The organism is Mesorhizobium sp. P171375 (assembly GCF_057786075.1).
In genome coordinates this window covers 5,466,477-5,485,341 of the sequence record NZ_JBYNWF010000001.1, presented here as the reverse complement: position 1 = coordinate 5,485,341, position 18,865 = coordinate 5,466,477, and the positions used below count along the sequence as shown (strand labels likewise).

The 18,865-nt window shown below is 62.6% G+C and carries 20 protein-coding genes and 1 other RNA gene; 13 read left to right on the top strand and 8 right to left on the bottom strand.

The window, feature by feature from the left end; translation table 11 throughout:
• Positions 1-15: 15 nt before the first annotated feature.
• On the bottom strand, positions 16-501 hold the full coding sequence (locus ACYHH6_RS26830) for a thioesterase family protein (protein ID WP_112560425.1): 486 nt from the start codon (positions 499-501) through the stop codon (positions 16-18).
• Between the two features lie 120 nt (positions 502-621).
• Between ACYHH6_RS26830 and ACYHH6_RS26825 the strand changes: the two genes are divergently transcribed.
• The 3 genes from ACYHH6_RS26825 to ACYHH6_RS26815 all read left to right on the top strand — a co-directional run bounded on the left by ACYHH6_RS26825 (position 622) and on the right by ACYHH6_RS26815 (position 6,651).
• Entirely contained in the window at positions 622-2,031 is a 1,410-nt protein-coding gene (locus ACYHH6_RS26825) for an FAD-binding oxidoreductase (RefSeq protein ID WP_352583965.1), read from the top strand.
• Positions 2,032-2,057: 26 nt separating this feature from the next.
• Entirely contained in the window at positions 2,058-2,552 is a 495-nt protein-coding gene (locus ACYHH6_RS26820; RefSeq protein WP_352583967.1) for an STM3941 family protein, read from the top strand.
• A gap of 157 nt (positions 2,553-2,709) precedes the next feature.
• Complete coding sequence (locus ACYHH6_RS26815) at positions 2,710-6,651, top strand: AsmA family protein (protein WP_352583968.1); 3,942 nt, start codon at positions 2,710-2,712, stop codon at positions 6,649-6,651.
• Between the two features lie 6 nt (positions 6,652-6,657).
• Here the strand turns inward: ACYHH6_RS26815 and ACYHH6_RS26810 are convergent, their stop codons facing one another.
• The 4 genes from ACYHH6_RS26810 to ACYHH6_RS26795 form a co-directional block, all read right to left on the bottom strand.
• Complete coding sequence (locus ACYHH6_RS26810; protein WP_112560429.1) at positions 6,658-6,879, bottom strand: ribbon-helix-helix domain-containing protein; 222 nt, start codon at positions 6,877-6,879, stop codon at positions 6,658-6,660.
• A gap of 13 nt (positions 6,880-6,892) precedes the next feature.
• A complete protein-coding gene (locus ACYHH6_RS26805; protein ID WP_352583970.1) occupies positions 6,893-7,087 on the bottom strand; it encodes a DUF4169 family protein in 195 nt (64 codons plus the stop codon).
• An 18-nt stretch (positions 7,088-7,105) separates the two neighbouring features.
• Entirely contained in the window at positions 7,106-7,651 is a 546-nt protein-coding gene (locus ACYHH6_RS26800) for an SspB family protein (RefSeq protein WP_352583972.1), read from the bottom strand.
• 133 nt (positions 7,652-7,784) lie between these two features.
• A complete protein-coding gene (locus ACYHH6_RS26795) occupies positions 7,785-8,468 on the bottom strand; it encodes a TetR/AcrR family transcriptional regulator (RefSeq protein ID WP_352583974.1) in 684 nt (227 codons plus the stop codon).
• Positions 8,469-8,655: 187 nt separating this feature from the next.
• On the opposite strand from ACYHH6_RS26795, the gene ACYHH6_RS26790 reads away from it, so the two are divergent.
• Entirely contained in the window at positions 8,656-9,861 is a 1,206-nt protein-coding gene (locus tag ACYHH6_RS26790; protein WP_352583975.1) for a multidrug effflux MFS transporter, read from the top strand.
• Positions 9,862-10,085: 224 nt separating this feature from the next.
• On the opposite strand, the gene ssrA is transcribed toward ACYHH6_RS26790, so the two are convergent.
• Positions 10,086-10,445, bottom strand: a transfer-messenger RNA (tmRNA) gene (gene ssrA / locus ACYHH6_RS26785).
• 166 nt (positions 10,446-10,611) lie between these two features.
• Between ssrA and ACYHH6_RS26780 the strand changes: the two genes are divergently transcribed.
• Both ACYHH6_RS26780 and ACYHH6_RS26775 read left to right on the top strand, forming a co-directional pair.
• Positions 10,612-10,923 (top strand): DUF2853 family protein, encoded by a 312-nt coding sequence (locus ACYHH6_RS26780; protein ID WP_352559159.1) that lies wholly within the window; start codon positions 10,612-10,614, stop codon positions 10,921-10,923.
• A 338-nt stretch (positions 10,924-11,261) separates the two neighbouring features.
• Positions 11,262-12,056: a thymidylate synthase gene (locus tag ACYHH6_RS26775; RefSeq protein WP_352583977.1), complete on the top strand. Its 795-nt coding sequence runs from the start codon at positions 11,262-11,264 to the stop codon at positions 12,054-12,056.
• A gap of 12 nt (positions 12,057-12,068) precedes the next feature.
• On the opposite strand, the gene ACYHH6_RS26770 is transcribed toward ACYHH6_RS26775, so the two are convergent.
• Entirely contained in the window at positions 12,069-12,230 is a 162-nt protein-coding gene (locus ACYHH6_RS26770; protein ID WP_352584338.1) for a TOBE domain-containing protein, read from the bottom strand.
• Between the two features lie 202 nt (positions 12,231-12,432).
• On the opposite strand from ACYHH6_RS26770, the gene modA reads away from it, so the two are divergent.
• From modA to ACYHH6_RS26750, 4 genes are all read left to right on the top strand, one after another.
• Positions 12,433-13,230 carry a molybdate ABC transporter substrate-binding protein gene (gene modA / locus ACYHH6_RS26765; protein ID WP_352583979.1) on the top strand — a complete coding sequence of 266 codons (798 nt, stop codon included), beginning with the start codon at positions 12,433-12,435 and terminating at the stop codon, positions 13,228-13,230.
• Between the two features lie 15 nt (positions 13,231-13,245).
• Positions 13,246-13,950 (top strand): molybdate ABC transporter permease subunit, encoded by a 705-nt coding sequence (modB, locus tag ACYHH6_RS26760; protein ID WP_352583981.1) that lies wholly within the window; start codon positions 13,246-13,248, stop codon positions 13,948-13,950.
• Complete coding sequence (modC, locus tag ACYHH6_RS26755) at positions 13,947-15,059, top strand: molybdenum ABC transporter ATP-binding protein (RefSeq protein ID WP_352583983.1); 1,113 nt, start codon at positions 13,947-13,949, stop codon at positions 15,057-15,059. Before modB ends, modC begins: the two co-directional genes overlap by 4 nt.
• 69 nt (positions 15,060-15,128) lie before the next feature.
• Positions 15,129-15,470, top strand: coding sequence for a winged helix-turn-helix domain-containing protein (locus ACYHH6_RS26750; protein WP_352583984.1), 342 nt, complete (start codon positions 15,129-15,131; stop codon positions 15,468-15,470).
• A gap of 162 nt (positions 15,471-15,632) precedes the next feature.
• On the opposite strand, the gene cobF is transcribed toward ACYHH6_RS26750, so the two are convergent.
• Positions 15,633-16,403: a precorrin-6A synthase (deacetylating) gene (gene cobF, locus ACYHH6_RS26745; protein WP_352583986.1), complete on the bottom strand. Its 771-nt coding sequence runs from the start codon at positions 16,401-16,403 to the stop codon at positions 15,633-15,635.
• Between the two features lie 151 nt (positions 16,404-16,554).
• Between cobF and ACYHH6_RS26740 the strand changes: the two genes are divergently transcribed.
• Genes ACYHH6_RS26740 through ACYHH6_RS26730 form a run of 3 tightly spaced genes read left to right on the top strand, consistent with a single transcriptional unit; the run spans position 16,555 to position 18,712 of the window.
• Positions 16,555-17,574 carry a DUF4424 domain-containing protein gene (locus ACYHH6_RS26740; RefSeq protein ID WP_352583988.1) on the top strand — a complete coding sequence of 340 codons (1,020 nt, stop codon included), beginning with the start codon at positions 16,555-16,557 and terminating at the stop codon, positions 17,572-17,574.
• Entirely contained in the window at positions 17,574-18,104 is a 531-nt protein-coding gene (locus ACYHH6_RS26735) for a dihydrofolate reductase (RefSeq protein ID WP_352583990.1), read from the top strand. Before ACYHH6_RS26740 ends, ACYHH6_RS26735 begins: the two co-directional genes overlap by 1 nt.
• Positions 18,101-18,712 (top strand): dimethylsulfonioproprionate lyase family protein, encoded by a 612-nt coding sequence (locus ACYHH6_RS26730; protein ID WP_352583992.1) that lies wholly within the window; start codon positions 18,101-18,103, stop codon positions 18,710-18,712. The genes ACYHH6_RS26735 and ACYHH6_RS26730 overlap by 4 nt, the downstream gene beginning before the upstream one ends.
• Positions 18,713-18,865: the final 153 nt, after the last annotated feature.

Here is an 18,865-nt window from a genome sequence, read left to right as displayed (position 1 = left end):
GGGCACGGAAGCGCTTCAAGCGGTCTTGCGGCGAATACCGATCGAACGGCCGGCGCGCTCGGGCATCGGCAGCGCCGAATGGGCGGCGCGCATCGCTTCCACCTTGGCCTGCACGTCGGCGGGGAAGGGCGCGACTTTCGGCCCGGACATGTCGACATGCAGCGACAGGGTTTCGGAGGTGGCGGCGAGCCAGCCGTCGACATGGCGGATTTCCTGATAGGCCCTCAGCCGCTTGTCGTCATGGTCGATCAGCTGGAACGAGACGACGACCTTGTGCTCGAGATGCAGCTCCTGGACGTAGCAGACATGCACCTCGGCCGTGTAGATGGTGAGGCGCCGCTCTTTGACATAGTCCAGCCCCATGCCCATTGCCGCAAAGGCTTCATCCGAGCAGCGGTCGAACAGCACGTTGTAGTAGGCCATGTTGAGGTGGCCGTTATAGTCGATCCAGTCCTTCTCGATGTCCATCGGCTTGGAGACGTAGGGGGCAGGGATGGACATTGGAACTTCCTTGTTCTGGTGCTGGACCGGGTTCTGGTGCTGGACAGGCCGCGGTAGGTGAGACTACGCATCCATAATCGCATAACAAGCGTGGACGCTGGTCCATTCGCGGAGGAATTCATGGCTCTGAGCGACCTCAACCCGGTCGAACGCAACGAGGAAGGCATCGCCGCCGTGCTCGGCATCCTCAAGCAGCAGTTCGGCGAGCGCTTCCAGACCGGCGAGGCGATTCGCTCGCAGCACGCGCATACCACTACGTATATTCCGACGCAGGCGCCTGACGGTGTCGCTTTCCCGGAGACGACAGAAGAGGTGCAGGAGATCGTGCGCGCCTGCGCCGCGCACCGCGTTCCTGTCATCGCCTTCGGTGTCGGTTCCTCGCTTGAGGGCCACACCAACGCGCCGGGCGGCGGGATCTCGGTCGACACATCGCGCATGAACCGCATCCTGGCGGTCAACCCTGAGGATCTCGACTGCACGGTCGAGCCCGGCGTGACGCGGGAGGACCTGAACCGTCATCTGCGCGACACCGGGCTGTTCTTTCCGATCGATCCCGGCGCCAATGCGTCGCTCGGTGGCATGGCGGCGACCAGGGCGTCGGGCACCAATGCGGTGCGTTACGGCACGATGCGCGAGAATGTCTTGTCGCTGACAGCCGTGATGGCCGATGGCGAGACGGTGACCACAGGCAAGCGTGCGAAGAAGAGCTCTGCCGGCTACGATCTGACGCGGCTTTTGGTCGGCTCGGAAGGCACGCTCGGCATCATCACGTCGCTGACCTTGAAGCTGCAAGGCATTCCGCAGGCGATCTCCGGCGGCGTCTGTCCGTTTCCAAGTCTGGAGGCGGCCTGCAACGCGGTCATCGCGACCATCCAGATGGGCATTCCGGTGGCGCGCATCGAACTGGTCAATGCGCTGCAGATGCGGGCGATGAAGAACTATTCCAAGCTCGACTATCCCGAGAGCCCGTGCCTGTTCGTCGAATTCCATGGCAGCGATGCCGGTGTTGCCGAGCAGGCCGAAACTTTTGGTGCCATCGCCGAAGACAATGGCGGCGGGCCTTTCCTGTGGACCAGCGTCGCCGAGGAGCGGACGAAATTGTGGAAGGCGAGGCACGACGCCTATTGGGCATCGCTGACGCTGCGGCCCGGCACCAAGGGCCTGTCGACCGATGTCTGCGTGCCGATCTCGCGGCTGGCCGAATGCGTTGCCGAAACCGAGGCCGATATTGCCGAAATGGGCCTGGTGGCGCCGATCGTCGGGCATGCCGGCGACGGCAATTTCCACGTGCTGGTGCTGATGGATGTCAACGACCCCAAGGAGATCGCGCTGGCGGAGAAATTCGTCTCGCGGCTCAACATGCGGGCGATCGCCATGGACGGCACCTGCACCGGCGAACACGGCATCGGCCAGGGCAAGATCGGCTTCCTGCGCCATGAGCTCGGCCATGGCGTCGATATCATGCGTTCGATCAAAAAGGCGCTCGATCCGCAAGACATTATGAACCCCGGCAAGATATTACCTGCATAGCCGAAATATGAGGGGCGAGGGCGGCAATGCGGTACGGAACCAAGACTGTGGAGCCCCTGGTTATAAGGGCATCGCGCGGCAAGACATTGTTGTTGCTGTTGGCCAGCCTCGTCTTTGTCTTTGCCAGTGTCTTCTTGATCCGAGCCTCCGAGTCGGATGAGACAGGTCTTTGGTGGGGCATAGCCTTCTTTCGACTGTGCGCGTTGGTGTTCGCCTGGGCGCTTGTCCGTCCACAGACCCTGATGCTGGACGGAAATGGCTTCGCCGTCGGTGGCGGTTTTGTTCGATCGCCACATCACATTCCATGGAAGGACGTCCAAGGCTTCTACGTCTACAGCTTGCCCAGAGGCGGCAAGATGATTGGTTACAATTTCGAGCCGGGCGCCAGAAAAGACTCCGCTCTCCGTAGCGTCGCTAGAAGTCTTGGGGCCGAAGCCGCGTTGCCCAAGGGCTGGCCATTTTCGCCCGAGGAGATGGCCGTGCTGCTGAACGAATATCGCCGAAGGGCCATGACGCGGTAGTCTTTGGCGCATAGGCTGGTACCCAGTTACAGGCACCCGAAAATCTCCGCTCTTCCAGATACATCGGAGATCAAGCAACTCCGCATGAATTGCCTCTTTATCGACACGCTGATGCGGGTAGAGTGCGGCTGACTTTCAATCAACCCGTTCGGAGCTGATGCTCGCACGCCTGTTCGTGATCTTCGGTGGCTTGTTTGTGCTGGTGCTGCTTGCGGCGCTGGTGGTGCCGTATTTTATCGACTGGACCGGCTACCGCGCCGAGTTCGAGCGCGAGGCGAGCGCCATTCTCGGCCGCAAGGTGACGGTGCAGGGCGACGCCACGGCGCGGCTGTTGCCGTTCCCCTCGGTGACCTTCTCCAACGTCACCGTCGCTGGCGGCCCCGGCGGCCAGCCGGCAATGACCGTCGAGACTTTTTCGATGGATGCGGACCTGGCGCCGTTTCTGCGCGGCGAGGTGCTGATCTTCGACATGCGGCTGGTGCACCCCAAGGCGACGATCGACATTGCCGATGACGGCACGGTCGACTGGGCGATGCGGCCGTCCTCGCCTTTCGACGTCAACCAGATCTCGATCGAGAAGCTGACGGTGACGGAGGGCGAGATTGCGCTGCGTCACGCCGCCGGCGGGCGTAGCCATCTGATTTCTCAGATCAATTCGACTATCTCTGCCAAGTCGCTGGCAGGGCCGTGGCGCATGGACGGGACGTTGCGGCTCGACGGCCTGCGCTCGACGGTCGTCGCTTCGACGGGGAAGGCCGAGGGCAATGGCCAGATGCGGCTGAGGCTCAAGGTTGATCCGGATGCCTATCCGCTGGTCGTCGAAACCGACGGCAATGCCGGCATCGTCAACGGGGCCGCCGTCTACTCCGGCCAGTTCAAGATTTCCGGTAACGACAAGAATTCAGCTGCGCTGCGCGGCACCGATGGCGAGAGCGTCAAGGTCAGCGCCGGCAAGCCCGATCCGGGGTTTCGGCTGAACGGCAAGTTCTCGCTCGATCACCAGAAGCTCGGCGTCGACGAATTCCGTTTCGAGACCGGGCCGCTCGACAATCCCTACACCGCCGACGGCAAGGCTTCGGTCGATCTCGGCCTCAAGCCGAGCTTCGCCATCGAGGCCAATGGCGCGCAGGTGCAACTGGATGAGGCGGTGGGCGCTGAAAAGGGCGCCGGCTTGACACTGGACCAGCGCATTGCCGGGATCGAGCGGGCGCTGCTCGATCTGCCGAAGCCGACCATACCCGGCACCGTCGAGGTCAAGCTGCCTGCGGTGGTGGCGGGCGACACCACGGTGCGCGACGTGCATCTCTCGGCCGAGCCGGTCGAGGGTGGCTGGTCGGTGAAGTCGATGGCTGCGACCTTGCCCGGGCGCACCACGCTGGAAGCCAGCGGCATGCTTAGCGTGCAAGACCATTTCGGCTTCACCGGTTCCATGCTGCTGGCGGTGGCGCAGCCTTCCGGCTTTGCCGCCTGGCTGTCGAAGGATGTCGACGAGGCGATCCGCCGCCTGCCTGCCGCCGGCTTCAAGGCCAAGGTCGATCTGTCGGAGAGGCGCCAGGCGTTCAGCGATCTCGAACTGATCCTCGGCAAGGCAAAGTTTTCCGGCCGCATCGATTCCAGCCAGCCCGACGACGCCAAGCCGTCGGTGCTGATGCGGCTCACGGGCGGCGAACTCGATGTCGACGGGCTGACGGCGTTTGCCTCGATCTTCGTCAGCGACAAGGGCGCCAACCGCTTTTCCGACCGCGACCTCGATTTCCAGATCAAGGCTGGGCCGGTCAGCGCCGGCGGGCTGACCGCCGACACGGTCGATACCGCGCTCAGGCTGCGCGATGGGCTGCTCGAAATCGACCGGCTGTCGATTGGCGGCCTGGCCGGCGCGTCGATCAGCGCCACCGGCCGGATCAAGGATTTCCCGGCGAGCCCTACCGGCAAGCTCGACGCCTCGGTGGTCGCCGTCGATCTAAAGCCGCTGATCGACATCGCTGCGCAACACTACCCCGACAATGATGTGCTGAAGGGACTGGCAAGCCGCACTTCTGCCTATCCCGAGCTGTTCCAGGACGCGCGAGTCGATCTGGTGGCAAGTGCCGCCGACAATGGCGACGGCACGACAGGGCTGGCGGTGAGCGGGCAAGGCAAGGCCGGCGGTTCGGCCTTCTCGGCGTCGCTGTCGGGCAAGGGTGCTGTCGGCCGGCTGCTCGACGCGCCGGTGACGCTGACCTTCAATGCCAAAAACCCAGACGCCACCGCGCTGCTGGCGCTCTACGGAATGCCGGCGCTGCCGCTCGGTATGCTCGGCCAGGCAAGTACCGACATTTCGGCGAAAGGCACGCTTGGCGGCGGCCTGGCGACGAGCTTCAACCTCGCCGCCGATGATTTCAAGGCGACGTTCGACGGCACCGTCGCCGAAAGCCCGCAAGGCGCCACCGTCAAGGGCAAGATCGGCCTCGATGCCTCCGATATCGAGCCCTGGCTTATGACCACCGGCGTCGGCCTGCCGGGCATGGGCACCGGCACATCGACCTCGCTCAGCGCGGATGCCGATTTCGGCAGTGGCCTTCTGGTGTTGAGCAGCCTCAGCGGGTCCATCAACGAAGCGGCGGTGTCCGGTGACATCAATCTCGACGTGAAGCAGGGACTGCCGCACCTTGCCGGTGCGCTGGCGCTCGACGAACTCGACCTCGACCCGATGGCGGTGGCGCTGTTCGGCGACCAATCTTTCATCGCCAGCAACGGCAACTGGCCGACGGCGCCGTTCAGCCAGAAGTCCAGCCTGCCGTTCACCGCCGACCTGGATTTAACGACAGCCACGCTTGCCGCCGGGCCGCTGGCCACGGCCTATGACGCATCGCTGTCGCTAAAACTCGACCAGGAAGGCATCCGCGTTTCGGACCTGAAGGCAAAGCTGCTCGGCGGCGCACTCACCGGTCTGTTCGAATTGAAGAACACCGACGGCAACGGGCTGTTCTCCAGTCAGATGAGGCTTGCCGGCGCTGATCTCACGACTGTGCTGCCCAATGCTGGCCTGAGCGGCAGTGGCGATTTCTCGACTGGCCTGTCGACCAGCGGTAAATCGGTCGACGCGATGATTGCCGCACTCTCCGGCTCCGGCACGGCGGCGCTGAGAGGCCTGACCATTGCCGGCGTCAATCCCGACGCCTTCGGCGCCTTGATCGCCAAGGCCGATACGATCGGGCGCGACATCGATGTGGCCAAGACCGCGGGCTTTGCGCCTGACATTGCGGGCGACGGCAATTTTGCCGCCGGTGATACCGACATCGCCTTTACGGTTGCCGGCGGTACGCTCAGGGCGCCGCCGGTCAAGCTGGAAAATGCTGGCGCGGCGTTGTCCGCCGACATCACGGCGGACCTGAACACCAGTACCGTCGCCGCCAAGGGTACGATCACCTACAAGCCTGGCGACGAGGCGCTGGTCGGGTCGGATCCCTCGGTCAATTTCAGCGTCGACGGGCCGTTCGGCGCGATGAAGAAGCTGTTCGACAGCGAGCCGCTGGCGCAGTTTTTGACGCAGCGCGCGCTGGAAAAAGAGCAGCAGCGGGTCGAGGCGATGCAGGCTGCACTGCTCGAGAAGCAGCGGCTGCGGCGCGAAGTGCGCTATTACGCTGCGCTACAGACCGAACGTGACAACGCGGCTGAAGAGTTGCGCAAGCAGGAAGAAGCGGCCCGGCTGAAAGCCGAGGCCGACGCCAGGGCGAAAGCTGAAGCCGACGCAAAGGCACAGGCCGAAGCGGAGGCGAAGGCCCAGGCGGATGCGGAAGCAAAGGCCGAAGCCGATGCGAAAGCGCAGGCGGAAGCCGACGCCAAGGCCAAGGCAGACGCCGAAGCGAAGGTGCAGGCCGAGCAGCAGGCAGCCGAAGACGCCGCCAAGGCCGAAGCCGAACGGAAGAAGGCTGAGCAAGCAATGCGGATTGCTTCGCAGGAAAAAGCCAGGCTGGAGGCCGAACGCAAGGCTCAGGAGCAGGCGCCGAAGGTCGACCGCTCACTGCCCGGCGTCAATGAAGGTACGGCCCCGGCGCCGCCGAAGCCCAAGACAAATCCATTCTCGGTCGACAATCTGCTGAAGTCGCTGGGTAACTAGCCCAGTTCAGCGCATCCCGCGCTTCGCCCAGTCCAGCACATGTAGCCTGAGCGCCGAGGACAAATTGGCGTCTCGCGGCCTTGTCTCGTCGATTTCGGCGACAAGCGCGGCGAGCGTCAGTTTGCGTGCCGCAGCTATGGCGACGAGGTCGTCGTAGAACGGTTTTTCCAGGGAATAGCTGGTGCGGTGGCCGCGGATCGTCACCGAGCGTTTTTCGACGGGGCTCACCGCGGGTTGCCCATCAATCGCCCTGGTCTTCCGGGCGTTCGCGGCGATGGCCGGCGACGAACTTCTCGGCCTTATCTGATGTCAGCCGGTCGCGGGTTTTTTCGGCTTTGGAACGGCCGTGCAGAGCGCGGCTCTCGCCGGCGAGCTTTTCTTTTTCGGCGCGCGCCTTCTGCTTGCGGACCTGGCGAAGATTGACGATTTCGCCCATGTCGCGCTGTCCGCGCTGCTATTTCTTGCGGAAGGCGTCGAGCGACACGACGTCGGCGCCCTTGCCGGCGGCGGCGTCAGCCACGGCGGGCTTTTTCTCGGCTTCGGCCGCGGTGGCCTTCTTCTCGGCCTTCGGCTTTTTCTCGGTGACGATGGCCAAGGGCTCGGGAGCCGGCTGTGCCGGCGCTTCGTCTTCCGAGGGAATGTCGGTCTTGACGTCGAATTCGAGTTCGAAATTGACCGACGGATCGTAGAAGCCGCGCACGGCCGAGAACGGGATTTCGAGTTTCTCCGGAACGTCGGAGAAGGACAGGCCGACCTCGAAGCCGGTGTCGGTCACCTTGAGGTCCCAATACTGGAACTGGATGACGATGGTCATCTGTTCGGGATAGCGCTCGCGCAGCCTGGACGACACGCGCACGCCCGGCGCGCCGGTCAAAAAAGTGATGAAGAAATGATGATTGCCGGGAAGGCCGGTGCGCGCGACTTCGGCCAGCACCTTGCGCATGACTCCGCGCAACGCCTCCTGGGCCAGAATGTCGTAGCGGATGTGGTCGTCGGCCATGTGCTGGTCGGGTTCCGTTGAATCGTCCGCATAGCTGTAATCAAGCTTGAGGGCGGCGTAAACCGCATATAGATCGCTGATGCGCCTAAGCGAGGCCCGTCACGGACGATTTGATCGCCGACTTTAGATTCGTTCAGGCGCTGGCCAACTGCTTTTCCACCGCCGCTGCGGATCTGCGCTTGCCAAAGGCGCGCAGGAAGGTGCGCACGCCGTGGTTGGCGGATTGCAGCACTTCATCTTCCGACGGCATGCCGCCGAGCATGAAGGTGGTCTGCAGTTCGGCGTTGGCCAGCGCCAGGAACTGGCGCGCGGCGACGTCGGGGTCGTCGACCGCGAGGTGGCCGGCATGGGCGAGGCGGGCGAAACGGGCGGCAAGTGCGGGCCAGGTCCGCCCCGGACCCTGGTCGCGCCATTCGGCGAATAGCTCGGGATAGCGCTCGCCTTCGGTCTGGATCAGCTTGCGCAGGAAGCGTCCGTCGCGATTGCAGATGCAATTCTGGTTCATGCGCACGGCAAAGCCGATCAAATCGACTTCGAGATCCCTGGGCTGGTCGGGGAAGCTGGCGAAGGTGGCGAAGATGCCGGCATTGCAGCGCTCGGTCAGGTCGCGCACCACGGCCATGAAAAGCTTTTCCTTGTCGCGGTGGTGATTGTAGATGGTCTGGCGCGAGACGCCGGCCTCCGCCGCGATCAGGTCGATATTGGCGCCGGCAAAGCCTTCGCGGCAAAACACCGAGGCCGCCGCATCGATGATCGACATACGCTTGGCCTCGTGGCCGCGTGGCGGGAAAATGTCAGGAGAAACAGCAGGCTTCATAAAAATATATATAGAGGTGATTGACGAATTAGACAAGACTGTCTAAATTTGTGGACATAAGAAAACGGAAATTTACTCCAAGGGGACGAATGAATTCGCCCCGGGATGTCGGATTTCCACGGGATGGAACGTCCTGGGGTTAGACGTCGCTTGCCGGCGGCAACCAGATTCGAAAGAAGCCTTTATCATGAGTCCCAAATTCCTCCGCATCGCGGTCGTGCTCGGCTTGTTGTCCGCCATCGGCCCTTTCGCCATCGACATGTATCTGCCGGCGCTGCCTTCGATCGGCCAGGATCTGCATGCCGGCACCGCCGCCGTGCAGATGAGCCTGCTGATTTTCTTCCTGTCGATGGGCTTCGGCCAGATCGTCGTCGGGCCGATCTCCGACATGGTTGGCCGCAAGCTGCCGCTCTATGGCGGCTTGGCGCTGTTCATGGTCGGCGGCATCGGTTCGGCAATGGCGCCGACCATCGAATGGCTGATCGCCTTTCGCTTCCTGCAAGGCCTCGGCGCCAGCGCCGGCATGGCGGTGCCGCGCGCCATCGTGCGCGACCTGCACACCGGCACTGAAGCTGCCAAGCTGATGTCGCTGTTGATGCTGGTGTTTTCGGTGTCACCGATCCTGGCGCCGCTGACCGGCAGCCAGATCATCGAGAATTTCGGCTGGCGCGCCGTGTTCTGGACGGTGACGGGCGCGGCCCTGCTGGCGACCATTCTTTTGGCGACCTCGCTCAAGGAGACGCGGCCGGCGGAAGAACGCGTCGGTTCCTCCTTTGGCACCGCACTTGCCGGCTATCGTTTCCTGATGGGTGACCGCAATTTCCTCGGCCTGGTGGCGATCGCCGGCTTCGGCATTGCCAGCTTCTTCGTTTACCTCTCGAGCTCGTCCTTCATCCTGATCGACCATTACGGGCTGTCGCCTTCGGTCTACAGCGTGTTCTTCTCGATCAATGCGGTGGCTTTCATCGGTATGTCGCAGCTGACCGGGATGCTGTCGGAACGGTTTGGGCTGAAGCGCGTCGTCTGGGTTGCGGTGACCGGTTACGCCACGACCATGGTGGTGTTGTTCGCTGTCATGGCGACCGGCGTTGACCGGCTCGATGTGATGGCGGCGCTGCTGTTCGTCGGCTACGGCTTCCTCGGCCTCGTCATCCCGACCACGTCGGTGCTGGCCATGGAAGAGCATGGCGAGATCGCCGGCACGGCCTCGGCGCTGATGGGCACGCTGCACTTTGCCATCGGCGCGCTGGCAATGGGTGTCGCCGGCATCTTCTTCGACGGCACGCCGCTGCCGATGGTGGCCGGCATTACGCTGTGCGCCGTGATCTCCTTCACGCTGGCCAAGCTGACGCTAGGCCGCACGCGCGAAGCGGCGGAAGCACCGGCCGAGTAAGCAAACGACACTCAATGAAAAGGCCGGATCAGCCCGGCCTTTTTCATGTCTGGGATAATCCGGCCTCAGTCAGCGCGAACTCGAGTCGTGTTTCGACCGGCGCCCGCGGCAGCCGGCGACCACAGCAGGTCGAGCAACTCATATCCCAATTCGTCGTAGACGCCGACCAGCGAATGGTAGGTACGTTAGGCGGCTGCGCTTGGGCGCATGTCTAGGGAGGGAGAAGTGGAGGTTTCTGTTGCCAGGTACCTCCGAACCCCGCCTAGAAGTGCGAACCTCTAGGGCTTGATTTGAAGCGTTCGCACTGCATTAAGCAGCGAGACGAGCTTCCGCATAGTTGTCGTTGGCAACTATAAGTTTAGCCCGATGACGGTGGTACAATGCCGGGCAAAAGTACGATCTTTACACCTTCGTCGATCCTATTTCGCCCCCAGCAAAAACCGCGTCGTCGTCAAAGCGGCTTTTGGTGGAGGCGCCGGGTACCGCCCCCGGGTCCGAACGGCTTATTTCATCGCCCATTTATCGCCATAGTCGGTCAAGCCGACAAAACGAATATAGGGGGTCATCGCACGAAATGAAAGGCCGCAATCGCGCTTCTTGCCAGAGCCAAACTGTGACGCCGAGGGTTGACTTGGACACGGTCTCAACCGAAGCTTTGCGCCGGTGAGGAGTATCGACCTAGCGCACAGGTTGCGTAGCGCGCCACAGCCCTCATCGAACGGATCCGTGGCGCCGACGAGGGGAAGTCTGATGGCCGACTATCTTGCGGATGTGAAGAAATACGACGCCGGCGCCAGCGCCGATGCGGTCGAAAAGATCGTCAAGCATCTGGGCATTGCGCTCAGGAACCGCGATTCCTCGCTGGTGTCCTGCACCGACCCCAAGGAACTCGAGCGCGTGAAGACCAATTGGGTCGCCAAGAAGCTCGGCGTCGCCGACGGCGCCAAGGCGGATGCATCCATCGAAAAGACCTGCAAGGCGATGGCTGCCGACAACACCAAGAGCCGCGTGACCTTTTACTATCTCGTTGCCAAGGATCTGGGCAAGCTGGGATCTTTGTAGAGATTATCTCTGACAGGCAGAGGGCGTTTGATTTGCTCCTCACTGGACGTCAGCGCCGCCCCTCATTGCCCTGCCGGGCATTCCTCCCCGTATAGTGACGGGGAGAAAGGGCTGACCGCAGCCTCGGCACCCTTTTTGCAACGTTGGAAATTGGCGAAATCATCAATGAGAGCGCCCCTCTCCCCGTCACTATACGGGGAGAGGATGCCGGCAGGCAGGTGAGGGGCAGCGCCAACCCTTGAAAGAGTGATGGGGGAAGCCGCGTCTGGTGCCTTTTGATGTGTTCGGCGGCCCGCCAGTCGGCTACTATCACGAAACCCCGAATCGAGGCAAAGCCGATGCGCCAGTATCTAGACCTTTTGCAGCATGTGCTGGACAATGGCGCCGATCGCGGCGACCGCACCGGCACCGGCACGCGTGGGGTGTTCGGCTACCAGATGCGCTTCGATCTCTCGCGCGGCTTTCCCGTCACCACGACCAAGAAGCTGCATCTGAAGTCGATCATCCATGAACTCCTGTGGTTCCTGGCCGGCGACACCAACATAAAATACCTTAACGACCATGGCGTTTCGATCTGGGACGAGTGGGCCGACGAGAATGGTGATCTCGGCCCGGTCTATGGCAAGCAATGGCGCTCCTGGCCGGATGGCCATGGCGGATCGATCGACCAGATTGCCAATCTTCTCAAGGAGATACGCAAGAATCCGATTTCGCGCCGGCTGATCGTTTCGGCGTGGAACCCGGCCGAGGTCGAGGCCATGGCGTTGCCGCCCTGCCACTGCCTGTTCCAATTCTACGTCTCGGAGGGCAAGCTGTCCTGCCAGCTCTACCAGCGCTCGGCCGACATCTTCCTCGGCGTGCCCTTCAACATTGCCTCCTATGCGCTGCTGACCCTGATGGTGGCGCAGGTCACCGGGCTGAAGCCTGGTGATTTCGTCCACACGCTGGGCGACGCGCATCTCTATTCCAACCATTTCGAGCAGGCGCGCGAGCAGTTGCGGCGTACGCCCAAGGCGCTGCCGACGCTGTGGATCAACCCTGACGTGAAGGACCTGTTTGCCTTCCGCTCCGAGGATTTCCGGCTGGAGAACTATTTTGCTGACGCCACGATCAAGGCGCCGATCGCGGTCTGATCCGCCGTTCCTTCAGTCGATACCGACCATGACATCCGATGCCTTGATCACGGCATAGGCCTGCTTGCCTTTTTCGAGCTTGAGATCGGCGACGGCCTCGTTGGTGATCGAAGCGGTGACGACCGAGCCGCCGACGTCGATGCGGACATGCGAGGTGGTGGCGCCCTTGACGATCTCGGTGACCGTTCACTTGAGGATGTTGCGTGCGCTGATTTTCATGGGCTTCCTTTGCAAAGGTCTGTTCCCGTCAAAACCAGAACAATCGATGCCGAACAGACGCTTTCGACGGCTGGCGGCCTTCCCTTGTTATATTCATCCGGATATATCGATCGGCAGGCGCCGAGCCGGACGGATTTCAACCCTAGGGAGAGTTTTCATGTCGAGGCACAAAGGTTTTGGATTGAGAGCGATCGCGGTCGGCGGCTTTGCCGCGGCGCTTATGGCCGCGATACCGGCCGCGCATGCGGAGGACAAGGTGATCGTGTTTGCCGCGGCCAGCCTCAAGGACGGGCTCGATGCGGTGAACAAGGTCTGCGAAGCCGATGTCGGCGAGGCCGCGACTATCTCCTACGCCGCAAGCTCGGCACTGGCCAAGCAGATCGAGGGCGGCGCTCCGGCCGACGTCTTCATCTCGGCCGATCTCGACTGGATGAAATATCTCTCCGACAAGAAACTGACCAAGCCGGACACCGAGGTGAAGCTGCTCGGCAACCAGATCGTGCTGGTCGCGCCGAAGGATTCGAAGGTCGAGACCAAGATCGAGAAAGGTTTTGATCTCGCCAAGCTGGTTGGCGACGGCAAGCTCGCCATGGGCGACTTCAAGGCGGTGCCGGCCGGCAAATACGGCAAGGCGGCACTTGAATCGCTCGGCGTCTGGTCGTCGGTCGAAGGCAAGGTGGCGCAGGCCGAGAATGTGCGCGCCGCATTGAAGCTGGTTTCGATGGGTGAAGCACCGCTCGGCATCGTCTATGCGACCGATGCGCATGCCGACAAGGGCGTCAAGGTGGTCGGCACCTTCCCGGAGGATTCGCATCCGCCGATCATCTATCCGGTTGCCCAGATCGCTGATTCAAAGGACAAGGATACGCCGGCCTTCCTGAAGTGCCTGCAGTCCGCCAAGGCGGCCGAGCTGTTTAGGGATCAAGGTTTCACCGTGCTCACGCCGAGCAATTAAGGTAGCGCCTGACGCATGAACTGGCTGCTGGACCTCACTCCCGACGAATGGAATGCGGTCCGGCTGTCGATCAAGGTGGCGACGGTGGCGATGCTGTTCAGCCTGCCACCGGGCATCGCGATTGCGCTCTTGCTTGCCCGCGGAAAATTCTGGGGCAAGACGCTGCTCAACGGCGTGGTGCATCTGCCGCTGATCCTGCCGCCAGTGGTGACCGGCTATCTCTTGCTGCTCACCTTCGGTCGTCGCGGGCCGGCCGGTGCGTTCCTGGCCGAGCATTTCGGCATCGTCTTCTCGTTTCGCTGGACAGGCGCTGCCTTGGCCTGCGGCATCATGGGCTTCCCCCTGATGGTGCGGGCGATCCGGCTGTCGATCGAGGCCGTCGACCGCAAGATGGAAGCCGCCGCAGGCACGCTCGGCGCGAATCCGCTATTTGTTTTCGCCACGATCACGCTGCCGCTGACCCTGCCCGGGCTGATCGCCGGCTCGATCCTGTCCTTCGCCAAGGCGATGGGCGAGTTCGGCGCCACCATCACCTTCGTCTCCAACATTCCCAACGAGACGCAGACGCTGCCTTCGGCGATCTACACTTTTACGCAAGTGCCGGGCGGCGATGACGGGGCGCTGCGGCTGACGCTAATCTCCATCGTCATTTCGATGGCGGCCCTGGTCGCCTCGGAAGTGCTGGCGCGGCGCGTTGGCCGGCGGATGGACATCGAATGAGCGTCGTTGTCGACATCAGCCATCGTCTCGGTGAGTTCGCCATCGACGCGCGCTTCGAAAGTGCCGGGCGGCTGACGGCGCTGTTCGGGCCCTCAGGCTCCGGCAAGACGACGTTGATCAACATGATCGCCGGCCTGATCCGACCCGACAAGGGACGCATCGCGGTCGACGGTCGTGTGCTGGTCGACACCAGCGCCGGCATTTTCGTGCCGAAGCACAAGCGCCGCATCGGCATGGTGTTCCAGGATGCGCGGCTGTTCCCGCATATGAGCGTGGCCGGCAATCTGCGCTATGGGCGCTGGTTCACGCCGCCGCCGGAACGCTATGCTGAGATGGACGCTGTCGTCGAACTGCTCGGCATCGGTCCACTGCTCGACCGGCGGCCGGCAAAACTGTCGGGCGGCGAGAAGCAGCGGGTAGCGATCGGCCGGGCGCTGCTGGCCAGCCCGAAGCTGCTGTTGATGGACGAGCCGCTGGCCTCGCTCGACGATGCGCGCAAGGCTGAAATCCTGCCCTATATCGAGCGGCTGCGCGACGAGACCAAGCTGCCGATCGTCTATGTCAGCCACTCCGTCGCCGAGGTGGCGCGGCTGGCGAGCGACGTGGTGGTGATGGCGCAAGGCAAGGTCGCTGCCTCAGGCCCGACCGGCGCGATCATGCAACGGCTCGATTTGTTGCCGGCGGAAGAGCGCGGCGAGGGCGGCGCGGTGCTGGACACCAAAGTGCTGCGCCACGACGAGGCGTTCGGCATGAGCGTGCTCGGTTCGGCGGCGGGCGAAATCCGGGTGCCGCGGCTGGCTATATCGGTCGGTGCGCCGGTGCGCATTCGCATCCGCGCCCGCGACGTGATGGTCGCCACAGAACAGCCGACGGGCCTCAGCGCGCTCAACATCCTGCCGGGCATCATAGTCGCGGTAAGTCCAGGTGAGGGGCCAACGGTCGAGGTCGGCATCGACTGCAACGGCGCAACCGTGCTTGCCCGCATCACCGAGCAGTCGCGACACGCGCTGAGGCTCCAGTTGGGGAGCAAGGTGTTCGCGGTGGTCAAGACGGTGAGCTTCGACAGAGCCAATACCGGCGCCGGGCTGCCGGCTGAAGCGGATGGCTGATAGCCGCTATATCGTTTTGGAATAGCGCTATGGATCGAGAGAGGCTAATGTGACCGTGGAGGACACGACATGCCGTCGCTGAGCTTGCGGATAAATCTCGATCCGGACGGGCGCATCGGTCCGGGCAAGATCGAGCTTTTGGAGCAGATCGCCACCTTCGGCTCGATCTCGGCCGCGGCGCGCGGCATGGAGATGTCCTACAAGCACGCCTGGGATCTGGTCGAGGACATGAACCGCGTGTTCGGCAAGCCGCTGGTCGCAGCGCAGACCGGCGGCCGCAGGGGCGGCGGCGCGCAGCTGACCTCGGTCGGCCTGGCGGTGGTCAGCCGATTCCGTGCCATCGAACGGGCGGCGGCCGCGGCAGCGGCCACGCACATGGAGGCGTTGCAGGCGGAGATTGATGCTGGATAGGGCAGTAGGGCAGTAGGGCAGTAGGGCAGTAGGGCAGTAGGGCAGTAGGGCAGTAGGGCAGTAGGGCAGTAGGGCAGTAGGGCAGTAGGGCAGTAGGGCAGTAGGGCAGTAGGGCAGTAGGGCAGTAGGGCAGTAGGGCAGTAGGGCAGTAGGGCAGTAGGCTTAATCGTCTTCTCCTGCCTTGCGCAGCAGATAGGTGTCCATGATCCAGCCCTTCTTCCGACGGGCTTGTTCACGGATTTTCTCAATCTCCTCGCCGACATCACCTAGGCGGCCGGAGAGAGTGATTTCGTCGGGTGTGCCGAGATAGGCGCCCCAATGGATGATCAGATCCTTGTCGGCCAGCGTGTTGAAAGCGCATTTACCGTCGAGCATGACCACCGCGCTGCCGGCATTTTGCGGCATGCCTTGCTCGGTCAGGCGGCGGCCGGTGGTGATCAGCACGGGGTCGCCGATACGGTTCAGCGCCATTTTGTGGCTGGCGGCGAGCGCCTGGACGGCAGTGATGCCGGGAATGACCTCCAACTCGAACCCGACATTGCCTCTGAGCCGCACCCGCTCGAGGATACGCAGCGCGCTGTCGTAGAGAGAAGGGTCGCCCCAGATCAGGAAAGCGCCGCAGCCGTTCTCGGCAAGCTCGTCGCGGATCAGGCCTTCGTAGATTTCGGCAATTGCCTCGTGCCAGTCGTCGACGGTCGAGCGGTAGGACGGCGCCGGCTCGGCGCGCACCGGCACGTCGAATTCGACGCGGCGTGATTTCGGGTTTTTGACGAAACGGTCGCAGATATGCCGGCGCAGTTCGGCAAGATCGTTCTTTTTCGCGCCCTTGTCGGGAATAAACAGGACGTCCGCCCGGTTCAGGCCATCAATCGCCTGCACGGTCATATGATCGGGATTGCCGGCGCCGATGCCGATGACGAGAAGCTTGCGCATGACGCGAACTCCTGCCCGATCGAAACCTGTTAGTCCAGACCGCCGATTGGCGTGTCCAGACACTGTGACGTCCTGCTGGGAGACGGAAGGGCTTTGAAACGCCACATTGAAACCGCTAGGGTCGCGGCGCATTCTCGCCGAGGGGGCTTTCATGCTGCGCTATGTTCTTACCACCATGCTGGCGCTTTCAGCCGCGCCTGCACTGGCCAATGATTCGACCGCCGAACTCGGCACCGGTGGCCTGATCCTGTCACGCAGCGATGCGGTGGCGATGCAAAGCGAGGATCTCACCATCTCGCCGGAAAAGGTGACGGTCGACTATGTTTTCCACAACAACACCGACAAGGATGTAAATGCCATCGTCGCCTTCCCGTTGCCCGACATCGAAGGCGATCCAGAGGAAATGCCGGCCATCCCGGAAAACCAGAGCGACAATTTCCTCGGCTTCGAGGTGACGATCGATGGCGAGCCGGTAAAGCCGCAGCTCGAGCAGAAAGTGTTCGCTGTCGGCATCGATATCGGCGCCGATCTGAAGGCGCAGAACGTGCCGTTCAATCCATTCGGCGATGCGGCCAAGGCGACCCTGGCGAAGCTGCCGAAAGCGGTCGCCGAGGATTGGGAGAACCGCGGCATCATCATCGAGGACACGGGCAGCGACGGTACCGAGGCGAACAAGGTCTATACACCGTGGTGGCAGTTGCGCTCGACCTATTGGTGGCGCTCGACATTTCCGGCCAACAAGGATGTCCTTGTCTCGCACCGCTACAAGCCCAGCGTCGGCGGGACGTCATCGGTCAGCTTCTTCTATGACGGCCAGTTCCAGGGCAGCCAGTATGCTGCCTACAAGACTCGCTACTGCATGGACAACAATTTCGACAATGCGGTGCGCAAGGCGGCCAAGGACGATCCGGACGGTTATCCCAAATACTATGAGAAACGCATCGCCTATATCCTGACCACCGGTGGAAACTGGGCGAACGGCAGCATCGGCAAGTTCAAGTTGACCGTCGACAAGGGCAATCCGAAAGCGCTGATTTCGTTCTGCGGCGACAATGTAAAAAAGGTCGGGCCGACGACCTTCGAGATGACGGCGAAGGATTTCTATCCCGAGCGCGATATCGATATATTGCTTTTGGAGCCGTCGGATGACGGCGCCGGGGAAGCCAACTGATGGACGTCGCGATCTATGTCGCCATCGCCGAGAACGGCGTCATCGGGCGTGACGGCGGCCTGCCGTGGCGGCTGTCCACCGATCTCAAGCGGTTCAAGGCCGACACTATGGGCAAGCCCGTCATCATGGGCCGCAAGACCTATGAGGGCATCGGCCGGCCGCTGCCGGGCAGATTGAACATCGTGGTGACCCGCGACAAGGCCTGGCGCGCCGAGGGCGTTGAAACAGCAAATTCGCTGGAAGCCGCAATCCAGCTGGCCACGGTGCGTGGGCGTTGCATGAGCGGCGTCGACGAAATCTGTGTCATCGGCGGCGGCGAGATCTATGCGCAGGCGCTGCCGCTTGCCGACCGCCTGCATGTCACCCATGTGCTGGCCAAGGTCGACGGCGATGCGCATTTCCCTGACATCGATCCGGGCAGCTGGCAAATTGTGCGTTCGGAGGATTTTCCGGCCGGCGAAAAGGACAGCCACGCGACGCGCTACACGGTTTACGAGCGCAGCCGACCAATGACCCAGGTGTCCTCATGACGGATAACAAGCATCAGCCGCTCGGTGCCTTCATGGATTTACTGAGCGCGGAGATACGCTCGCGTATGGGAAATGAACCTGCGCGTGAAGCTGCGCACCAGCGGATCTTCGGCAACACCGCGCTTGAGGCGCCGCGGGCAAGCGGTGAGCGACCCCAGCGCCAGCCGGCTTGTCGCCACCTTCCGGCATGCTTTGCCGAGCTTGAAACGATCGGCGGCAATCTCGGCAAGCTCGCCGCCGCGCTGCGCGAGATCGAGCCGCATCTCAGCTGGAACAATCAAAGCGAGCGTCGCAAGTCGGCGGTGCTGGCCGAGAATTACGCCGATTCCTTCATTGTCGGCCCGGGCGGTTTCGTCCCGAGCGGTCAAATCGAGATCGGACTGTCGGTCATGGCGCCGCACACGACATATCCAGATCATCGGCATCCGCCGGAAGAGCTTTACCTGGTCCTGTCGCAGGGTGAGTGGCGGCAGCATGCCGAGGCGTGGCATGAACCCGGGGTCGGCGGGGTCGTCTACAATCCACCTGACATCGTTCATGCCATGCGCGCGGATGCCAAGCCGCTTTTTGCCATTTGGTGCCTGCCCCTCGACAATACGCCGCATTGATAGAGCAACTTATTGGAATTTGCTGCTTGCAGCGGCCCAAATCGGACGGTGCAGTGTCGGATCGCGTTGAAAGCGCATCGCGGCGTCCCTATAGAAGAACAACTGGATTTTGCGCCGCAAGGCCGGCGCTGAGGGAATTCCAAGCGAAAGGAC

Bases quoted from the DNA above. Each gene is read 5' to 3' on its own strand.
- ACYHH6_RS26830 (WP_112560425.1), bottom strand. From the start codon at position 501: ATGTCCATCCCTGCCCCCTACGTCTCCAAGCCGATGGACATCGAGAAG.
- ACYHH6_RS26825 (WP_352583965.1), top strand. From the start codon at position 622: ATGGCTCTGAGCGACCTCAACCCGGTCGAACGCAACGAGGAAGGCATC.
- ACYHH6_RS26820 (WP_352583967.1), top strand. From the start codon at position 2,058: ATGCGGTACGGAACCAAGACTGTGGAGCCCCTGGTTATAAGGGCATCG.
- ACYHH6_RS26815 (WP_352583968.1), top strand. From the start codon at position 2,710: ATGCTCGCACGCCTGTTCGTGATCTTCGGTGGCTTGTTTGTGCTGGTG.
- ACYHH6_RS26805 (WP_352583970.1), bottom strand. From the start codon at position 7,087: ATGGGCGAAATCGTCAATCTTCGCCAGGTCCGCAAGCAGAAGGCGCGC.
- ACYHH6_RS26800 (WP_352583972.1), bottom strand. From the start codon at position 7,651: ATGGCCGACGACCACATCCGCTACGACATTCTGGCCCAGGAGGCGTTG.
- ACYHH6_RS26795 (WP_352583974.1), bottom strand. From the start codon at position 8,468: ATGAAGCCTGCTGTTTCTCCTGACATTTTCCCGCCACGCGGCCACGAG.
- ACYHH6_RS26790 (WP_352583975.1), top strand. From the start codon at position 8,656: ATGAGTCCCAAATTCCTCCGCATCGCGGTCGTGCTCGGCTTGTTGTCC.
- ACYHH6_RS26780 (WP_352559159.1), top strand. From the start codon at position 10,612: ATGGCCGACTATCTTGCGGATGTGAAGAAATACGACGCCGGCGCCAGC.
- ACYHH6_RS26775 (WP_352583977.1), top strand. From the start codon at position 11,262: ATGCGCCAGTATCTAGACCTTTTGCAGCATGTGCTGGACAATGGCGCC.
- modA (WP_352583979.1), top strand. From the start codon at position 12,433: ATGTCGAGGCACAAAGGTTTTGGATTGAGAGCGATCGCGGTCGGCGGC.
- modB (WP_352583981.1), top strand. From the start codon at position 13,246: ATGAACTGGCTGCTGGACCTCACTCCCGACGAATGGAATGCGGTCCGG.
- modC (WP_352583983.1), top strand. From the start codon at position 13,947: ATGAGCGTCGTTGTCGACATCAGCCATCGTCTCGGTGAGTTCGCCATC.
- ACYHH6_RS26750 (WP_352583984.1), top strand. From the start codon at position 15,129: ATGCCGTCGCTGAGCTTGCGGATAAATCTCGATCCGGACGGGCGCATC.
- cobF (WP_352583986.1), bottom strand. From the start codon at position 16,403: ATGCGCAAGCTTCTCGTCATCGGCATCGGCGCCGGCAATCCCGATCAT.
- ACYHH6_RS26740 (WP_352583988.1), top strand. From the start codon at position 16,555: ATGCTGCGCTATGTTCTTACCACCATGCTGGCGCTTTCAGCCGCGCCT.
- ACYHH6_RS26735 (WP_352583990.1), top strand. From the start codon at position 17,574: ATGGACGTCGCGATCTATGTCGCCATCGCCGAGAACGGCGTCATCGGG.
- ACYHH6_RS26730 (WP_352583992.1), top strand. From the start codon at position 18,101: ATGACGGATAACAAGCATCAGCCGCTCGGTGCCTTCATGGATTTACTG.